Consider the following 5,764-nt stretch of genomic DNA (forward strand, 5'->3'; position numbering starts at 1 on the left):
ATCACGTGCTCTTGATACTGCGGCAGGTCATCGGTGATGGTGAACCAGCCCGCCTTCGAACCGACGAAGATGTGCCCGGTTGGACGAATGGATGGATCGTCGACGAGCGTTCCCATGGCGACATGGACGTAGGCGCCGTCGCGCACGAGCGAATAAAGCAAGGAGCCGCACCGGCAGCAATGCGCGTTGTGGCCGCTTTGGTCGCCGAAGATCAGGAGTTTGTCCTCGCCTTCGGTGAGGACAAACTTTTCACGCTCGATACCGGCGAAAGGCTTGAATGCCGAACCGGTGGTGCGCCGGCAGTCCGAACAATGGCAATTCGCGGCATAGAGGAATTCGTCGGCCACCTCGTAGTGAACCGCGCCGCAAAAGCATTTTCCGGTGAGCTTGCTCGGCACTCTCTCCTCCATTGCTGTGGTGCGCAGGGGTATGTTCAGATGAGGCCAGGCCAGCCTCACCTGAATATGGGCATATCCTAGTCCAGGTCCGCCACGGCTTCGCCGGCACCGCCTTCGATGCGCTGCGACAACGAGGCTTCCATGAAATCGTCGAGGTCGCCATCGAGCACGCTCGACGGGCTGGTGCTCTCGACGCCGGTGCGGAGATCCTTCACCAACTGATAGGGCTGCAGCACATAGGAGCGGATCTGGTGGCCCCAGCCGATATCGCTCTTCGATGCTTCGGTGGCGTTTGCAACCGCCTCGCGCTTCTTCAGCTCTTCCTCGTAAAGGCGCGAGCGCAGCATCTCCCAGGCCTTGGCCTTGTTCTTGTGCTGCGAACGTTCGGCCTGGCAGGCGACCGCGATGCCAGTGGCCAGATGCGTGATGCGCACCGCCGAATCGGTGGTGTTGACGTGCTGGCCGCCCGAGCCGGACGAGCGATAAGTATCGATGCGGACGTCGGATTCGGAGACGTCGATCTCGATCGTGTCGTCGATGACCGGATAGACCCAGACGCTGGCGAAGGACGTATGCCGGCGCGCATTGCTGTCATAGGGCGAAATACGCACCAGGCGATGAACGCCCGATTCCGTCTTCATCCAGCCATAGGCGTTGTGGCCTTTGATCATCAACGTGGCGGACTTGATGCCGGCCTCTTCGCCGTCATGCATTTCCAGCACTTCGACTTTGAAACGGCGCCGCTCGGCCCAGCGCGTGTACATGCGCAGCAGCATCGAGGCCCAGTCCTGGCTTTCGGTGCCGCCGGCACCGGCATGGATTTCGAGATAGGTGTCGTTGGAGTCTGCTTCACCCGACAGCAGCGTCTCGACCTGGCGGGCCTTCGCTTCGCCTTGCATCGAGCGGATCGCGGCTTCCGCCTCGGCGATCACGCCCTCATCGCGCTCTTCCTCGCCGAGTTCGATCAGGCCGATATTGTCTTCCAGCGCCTGCGTCAGACCTTTCACCGAGGCGATGCCTTCTTCGAGGCTCTGGCGTTCGCGCATCAGCTTCTGCGCTTCCAGCGGCTCGTTCCAGAGGCTGGCGTCCTCGGCGCGCACATTGAGGTATTCAAGCCGCTTTATGGCTTGATCCCAGTCAAAGATGCCTCCTCAGCAGGGTTATCGCCTGCCTGATCTCGTCGACAATATTCTGCGTTTCCGCGCGCATGGCTGGCTGTTCTGTCCTGTTTGCTGAAATCGGTCGGCGCGATACATAGGCACGCCGCCGCCGGCTGTAAAGCAAAATGGGCCGGCCCAAGGCCAGCCCATCCGCCCCTGAAAATCGTCAGTAGAGGCCGCCGCCGCCGGACTGGATAGCCTGATTGGCCTGCGGCGACAGCGCGCCACCGGTGGCATTTGAGCCGTCGGCGCCCATGCCGATCACCCAATAGCTGTCGGCGGGACCGGTGCCCGGCTTGAAGGCTTCGATGATGGTGCCGGGATCGCCCGATGCGGCACGCATGCCGGTCTTGCGATTGATGGCGACCAGGTTCATGCCTTCCGGCACCTTGAAGTCGACATTGGGCGTGCCGTCCAGCGCCACTCGCATGAAGTCCTTGAAGATCGGGGCTGCGAGGCCGCCACCGGTGGCGCCATGGCCGAGGCCGCGCGGCGTGTCATAGCCCATGTAGAGGCCGACGACGAGGTTGGGCGTGTAACCGATGAACCAGGCGTCCTTTTCATCGTTGGTCGTTCCGGTCTTGCCGGCGATGTGACGGCCGAGTTCGCCGATGGTGGCGCCGGTGCCGCGCTGCACGACCCCTTCCATCATCGAGGTGATCTGGTAGGCGGTCATCGGGTCGAGCACCTGCTCGGAATTGTCGACCAGCTCCGGCTCCGGCTGGTTCTGCCATTCCTGCGCATTGCAACCCTGGCAGCCACGTTCGTCCTGCTTGAACACCGTCTTGCCGTAGCGGTCCTGGATGCGGTCGATGAGCGACGGTTTGATCGACTTGCCGCCATTGGCCATGATCGAATAGGCCGACACCATGCGCATCACGGTGGTTTCGCCGGAACCCAACGCCATTGGCAGATACGGTGCCAGATGGTCGTAGACACCGAAGCGCTCGGCATATTCGACCACCAGCTTCATCCCCATGTCATTGGCAAGCCGCACCGTCATCAGGTTGCGCGACTTCTCGATGCCGGAGCGCAGGGTCGCCGGACCGGCGACGGTGCCGTCATAGTTCTTCGGCGTCCAGCTCGTGTTGCCGCTCTGGATCGTGATCGGCCCGTCCATGATAACCGAGGCCGGCGTATAGCCATTGTCGAGCGCTGCCGAATAGACGATCGGCTTGAACGAGGAGCCCGGCTGGCGCATGGCTTGCGTGGCGCGGTTGAATTCGGACTGCGCATAGGAGAAGCCGCCGACCATGGCCAGCACGCGGCCGGTGTGCGGGTCCATGGCGATCAGGCCGCCCTCTACTTCGGGCACCTGGCGCAGGCTGTAGGTGCCCTCGGCACCATCGTTTTTCTGCACGAAGATGACGTCGCCCGGCTTCAACACCTCCGCCGGCGACTTGGCCTTGACGGTCTTGCCGGCGACCACATGGCGCATGGCAAAACCCATGTCCTCCTTGCTGATGGTGCCTTCGACGCGCTCCTTGACGATCTCGCCCGACGCCTGCCGTGCGGGCTGCAGGCCGATCGACAGGCCGGTCGCCGAACTGTCGAGCACGACGGCGAGCGACCATTCGGGAACATCCTCCAGTCCCTTGACGGCGCCAAGCGGCACGCCCCAGTCGCCCGAGACATCGATCGATGTCACCGGCCCGCGATAGCCGCGCAGCGTGTCGTATTTCATCAACCCGTTCTGCATCGATTTGCGGGCAATGAGCTGGATCTTCGGATCGAGCGTGGTGCGGACGGAGAGGCCGCCTTCGTAGAGTGCATTCTCGCCGTAGCGGGCGATGATCTGGCGGCGCACCTCTTCGGTGAAGTACTCGCCGGCGAACAGATAGGTGCCGCTGCGCCGCGGCGTCACGCCCAGCGGCTCAGCCTTGGCCTTGTTGCCTTCCTCACGCGTGACATAGCCGTTCTCGACCATCTGATCGATGACCCAGTTGCGGCGCTCGATCGCGCGATCGGCATGCTTGAAAGGGTGATAGTTGTTCGGCCCCTTGGGCAGGGAGGCCAGGTAGGCGGCCTCGGCCACGGACAGTTCGTTGACCGACTTGTCGAAATAGGTCAGCGCCGCACCGGCGACGCCATAGGCGCCGAAGCCGAAGAAGATTTCGTTGAGGTAGAGCTCGAGAATGCGATCCTTGGGATAGGCCTGCTCGATGCGGAAGGCGAGGATCATCTCCTTGATCTTGCGCTCGTAGGTCTGGTCCGAGGACAACAGGAAGTTCTTCGCCACCTGCTGGGTGATCGTCGAAGCGCCGACCTGGCGCCGGCCCGAGCCGAAATTCTGCAGGTTGACGATGATGGCGCGGCCGAGGCCGGTGACATCGATGCCCGGGTGATTGTAGAAATTCTTGTCTTCCGCCGACAGGAAGGCCGCCTTGACGCGGTCCGGAATGGCCTGGATCGGCAGATACAGGCGCCGTTCGCGCGCATATTCGGCCATCAGCGCGCCGTCGGACGCATGGATGCGGGTGGTCACCGGCGGCTCGTATTTGGCCAGCACCTCGTAGTCGGGCAGATCCTTCGACAAATGGCCGATGTAGATCGCAACGCCCGCCGCGACCAGAAGGGCCAGCGTCGTGCCGATGCCGAAAAAATAGCCAATGAGACGAATCATACCCGCTCCAGTCCTTGGTTCGGGAATTTCCTAAACGAAGCCGCCTTTCACGCAAGCTTTCGAGCCGGTCCCAATCCGTAATCGAAAACCCTTGTCGCCGCCATGTGGACAAAATACGGCAATGCCTGATTTCACGGCTGCTGGCCGGAAATAAAAGCACTGGGTGTTGTCGTCGCGCAACGCCGCCTCTGGTTGCAGGCGTCGCCGGTCATGTCAACCTCCGGTTCCCGATCCGGCCTTGGCCGACGCGAACAGCGCGACGGCGTTGGTTATGCTCTGGGCCGCCTTGCCGCGCCAGTCGGCGTTGAGCAACTGCGCCTCGTCCTTGGCGTTCGAGAGATAACCGAGTTCGACCAGCACCGACGGCACATCGGGTGCCTTGAGCACCTTGAAACCCGCGGAGCGCTGCGGATTGTTGATAAGACCGACGCTGGTCGACAACTGGCCAACCAGCGTGTGGGCGAAACTCATCGAGAAATTGTGTGTTTCGCGGCGGATCAGGTCGATCAGGATGTCGGTGACTTCCTTGTTGTCGTTCTTGATTTCCATGCCGGCGAACTGGTCGGAGAGGTTCTCACGGTCGGCAAGCGCCTGCGCCTCGGGGTCCGAAGCCTTGTCGGAGACGGTATAGACGGTGGCGCCGCGAATGCCCTTGACGCTGATCGTGTCGGCATGGATCGAAATAAGCAGGTCGGCCTCATGCTGACGGGCAATGCGCACGCGGTCGTCCAGACGCAGGAATTCGTCTGTGTCGCGCGTCATGAACACATCGTAATTGCCGACGGCCGCGAGTTTGTCGCGCAGCTCCGTGGCGAAGGCCAGCGTGACGTTTTTTTCGATGGTGCCGTTCAGGCCCTCGGCACCGCCGTCGATGCCGCCATGGCCGGGGTCGATGACGACGGTGAACCGATGGCCCGGATTGGAGACCGGCCCGGTGCCGACCCGCCCTCCCTTGTCGGTCGAAACGGTCGATCCGGTGGTCAGCGCCTGATTGGCAAGTGCGGCATCGAACTCGCGTTCGGATGCCGCCGACATATCGATGGCAATGCGGTAGCCGGTTCCGTCCTCGTTCTTGAGCACGTCGAGCTTGTCGACGGCAAAGGGTCCCTTGCCGGTGAGGATCAGACGCGAAACGCCCTCGCCGAGTTCGCCCAGGCGCACGCCCTTGACCAGGCCCCGCGCCTTCAAATCCTTGGCATCCACGGCGAATCTCGTATTCGCGAGATCGATGACAAGACGGTTGGGACCACGCAGCAGGAACCATTTGATATCGGGTTCGCGGTCGAAATCCATGACGATGCGCATCTTGGTGGCATCGCCGGCCATCTTGTAGCCTTTTGCCACGAGCGGAGCGTCGGCGGCACTGGCATTTGAAGACAAGACGGATGAGGCCGCCAGCAGCAGCAAGAGGCAGAAAGAGGCCAGGATCCGGCCGCCGACACGACATCCCTTGTCTGTGAAGTCCGCCAATCCCATCTCTCTTGCAGTCGCTCCCGGTTTGGCGCCCGGCGCCCGGTCGTTTCGTCGAAATGCCGGTTAGGCCGCGAACTCGATTAACGATTGGTATCCAGAGAAGGTTAACC

At 62.2% G+C, this 5,764-nt stretch carries 4 protein-coding genes; all 4 read right to left on the minus strand.

Annotated elements, in window-relative coordinates; translation table 11 throughout:
• Positions 1-398, minus strand: a 398-nt coding sequence (locus tag EN932_RS27505; protein ID WP_245483336.1) for a GFA family protein, incomplete at its 3' end; no start/stop codon positions are given.
• A 77-nt stretch (positions 399-475) separates the two neighbouring features.
• Positions 476-1,607 (minus strand): peptide chain release factor 2 gene (gene prfB / locus EN932_RS27510; protein WP_013531367.1). Its coding sequence is split into 2 segments (ribosomal slippage): positions 476-1,540 and positions 1,542-1,607, totalling 1,131 coding nucleotides; the frame shifts between segments, so codons are not numbered across the junction.
• A gap of 117 nt (positions 1,608-1,724) precedes the next feature.
• Positions 1,725-4,181 carry a penicillin-binding protein 1A gene (locus EN932_RS27515; RefSeq protein ID WP_013531366.1) on the minus strand — a complete coding sequence of 819 codons (2,457 nt, stop codon included), beginning with the start codon at positions 4,179-4,181 and terminating at the stop codon, positions 1,725-1,727.
• A 213-nt stretch (positions 4,182-4,394) separates the two neighbouring features.
• A complete protein-coding gene (locus tag EN932_RS27520) occupies positions 4,395-5,657 on the minus strand; it encodes an N-acetylmuramoyl-L-alanine amidase (protein WP_064993631.1) in 1,263 nt (420 codons plus the stop codon).
• Positions 5,658-5,764 lie beyond the last annotated feature (107 nt).

The sequence above is a fragment of the Mesorhizobium sp. M7A.F.Ca.US.002.01.1.1 genome (assembly GCF_004022955.1).
Taxonomy (GTDB): Bacteria; Pseudomonadota; Alphaproteobacteria; order Rhizobiales; family Rhizobiaceae; genus Mesorhizobium; species Mesorhizobium ciceri.

Coding starts and splice junctions, on each gene's coding strand:
- EN932_RS27515 (WP_013531366.1), bottom strand. CDS start 4,181: ATGATTCGTCTCATTGGCTATTTTTTCGGCATCGGCACGACGCTGGCC.
- EN932_RS27520 (WP_064993631.1), bottom strand. CDS start 5,657: ATGGGATTGGCGGACTTCACAGACAAGGGATGTCGTGTCGGCGGCCGG.